Annotated in this window: 2 protein-coding genes and 1 pseudogene; 2 read left to right on the plus strand and 1 reads right to left on the minus strand. The window is 76.5% G+C overall.

Annotated elements, in window-relative coordinates:
* Nucleotides 1-212, minus strand: a pseudogene (locus MHW47_RS34860) (phosphoesterase); the annotation flags it as partial.
* Between the two features lie 116 nt (nt 213-328).
* Between MHW47_RS34860 and MHW47_RS34865 the strand changes: the two are divergent.
* Nucleotides 329-1,102 (plus strand): IclR family transcriptional regulator, encoded by a 774-nt coding sequence (locus MHW47_RS34865; protein ID WP_239227831.1) that lies wholly within the window; start codon nt 329-331, stop codon nt 1,100-1,102.
* The gene (locus MHW47_RS34870; RefSeq protein ID WP_239227832.1) at nt 1,099-1,950 is read left to right on the plus strand and encodes an SMP-30/gluconolactonase/LRE family protein; all 852 of its coding nucleotides are present in this window, start codon (nt 1,099-1,101) and stop codon (nt 1,948-1,950) included. Before MHW47_RS34865 ends, MHW47_RS34870 begins: the two co-directional genes overlap by 4 nt.
* The last annotated feature ends 175 nt before the right edge of the window (nt 1,951-2,125 follow it).

Genomic DNA, 2,125 nt, shown 5'->3' on the forward strand with positions numbered 1-2,125 from the left:
CGCGCACTGCCCCCGAAGGCGGCCATGCCGGCCGCCGCGCCGAACCACAGCAGCCCGTGGTTGGCGCTGCGGCTCAGCCGGGGCAGCACGGGCCCGGCGGCGGGCCAGTGACGCCGGGCCAGATTCTGCAGAACGGCGGCATCGCGCCGGTTGAACCGGTCCCGCAGCCCGGCGAGCCGGGACGGAACGGAAGCATTGCTCACTGAGGACATGCGACAGCGGATACCCCGCATTGCCGCCCCGAACCAGCAGCCACGCCGAAGGTAGCCTGTGATCGACGTACCGGCCGCCGGCCGGGGCGCCGCACACGAGAGGGGGGTGCACGGCCATGGGGCGACTCGTCCCCGCGGTGACCAGGGCACTCGACGTGCTCGAACTCTTCCTCCAGGGCGACGGAACGCTCTCCGCGCCCGAGGTGACCCGCCGGCTCCGGCTGCCGCGCACCACCGTGCACGAGCTGCTCACCACGCTCGCCGCCCGGTCGTACCTGGTCAAGGACCCCGACCGGCCCGGCCAGTACCGGCTGGGCGTGCGCACCTACCAGCTCGGCAGCCGGTACGCGGAACAGCTCGACCTCGCCGCCGAGGGCCGGCAGGTCGCCCGCCGGCTGGCCGCCGACTGCGGCGAGAGCGTGCACGTGGCCATCCTCGACGGCACCGACACCGTCTGCGTCGCCCAGGCCGAGTCCACCCACGCCGTCCGCCTGGTGTCGGCGGCCGGCCACCGGCTGCCCGCCCACTGCACCGCGGCCGGCAAGGCACTCCTCGCCTCGCTGCCCGCCCCCGAACTCGACGCCCGGCTCGGCGGGCCGGCGCTGACCGCCCTCACCCCGCACACCATCACCGGCGCGGCCGAACTGCGGGCCGCGCTCGACGCCGTACGCGAACAGGGCTTCGCCGTCGAGCACCAGGAGTCCGGACCCGGCGTCGGCTGCGTCGCCGCACCCGTGCACGACCGCTCCGGGCAGGTCGTCGCCGCCCTCTCCGTCGCCGTCCCCCTGATCCGCTGGAACGAGGAGCGCGCCCGCGAACTCGCCGCGCTCGCCGGCCGGGGCGCCGGCGAACTGTCGCGCCGCCTCGGACACGAACGGAGCCCCGTGTGAACCGCACCCCCGTCGAGATCGCCGTACGGGAACAGGCCGTCCTCGGCGAGGGCCCCACCTGGGACGCGGCCACCGGACGCCTGATCTGGGTGGACATCCTCGCCGCCCGCGTCCACACCTACGACCCCGCGACCGGCCACCGCACCGTCCTGGCCACCGGACAGCACGTCGGCGCCGCCAAACCGCGGGCCGGCGGCGGACTGGTCTGCAACCTGCGCGACGGCGTCGGGCTCTACGACGCCGGCGGCACCTTCCGCTGGCTCGTCCACGACCCCGTGCCGGGCCGCCGCGCCAACGACGCGGCCGTCGCCCCCGACGGCGCGCTGTGGGCCGGCACCATGCGCTACGACCAGGCCGAGGGCGGCGGCACCCTCGCCAGGATCGCCCCGGACGGCACGGCGGACCTCGTACTGCCCCGGGTGACGTGCAGCAACGGCACCGGCTGGAGCCCCGACGGCCGGCTCATGTACTACACCGACACCCACACCCGCCGCATCGACGTCTTCGACGTGGACGGCCCCCACGTCACCGGACGCCGCCCCTTCGCCGTCCTGGAGGACGGCGCCGGCTACCCCGACGGGCTCACGGTCGACGCCGAGGGCGCCGTCTGGGTCGCCCTGTGGGACGGGTCCGCGCTGCGCCGCTACACGGCGGACGGCCGCCTGGAACGCACCGTGGACCTGCCCGTGCGACGCCCCACCGCCTGCGCCTTCGGCGGCCCCGGACTGCGCGACCTCTACGTCTCGACCGCCCGCACCGGACTCGACGCCCCGCACCCGCTCTCCGGCGCCCTGCTCGTCCTCCCCGACGCCGGCCACGGCCTGCCCGGCACGCCCTTCGCGGGCTGACCCGCCCGGCCCGGCCGCGCCCCGGGCGGGCGGCCCGCCCCGCTCCCTCGTATAAAGGAGGGCAGAGCGCGAACGGCGGCGAAGGAGGCCCGGATGGGCCGGACCGGGCGTCACCACGACGGGGACCACTCCGTCCGCGAGGACCGCGGACCCGTACGCTACGGGCCGCCGGCCC

Source organism: Streptomyces sp. OfavH-34-F, from assembly GCF_022347745.1.
Classification (GTDB): Bacteria; Actinomycetota; Actinomycetes; order Streptomycetales; family Streptomycetaceae; genus Streptomyces.

Coding starts and splice junctions, on each gene's coding strand:
- MHW47_RS34865 (WP_239227831.1), top strand. CDS start 329: ATGGGGCGACTCGTCCCCGCGGTGACCAGGGCACTCGACGTGCTCGAA.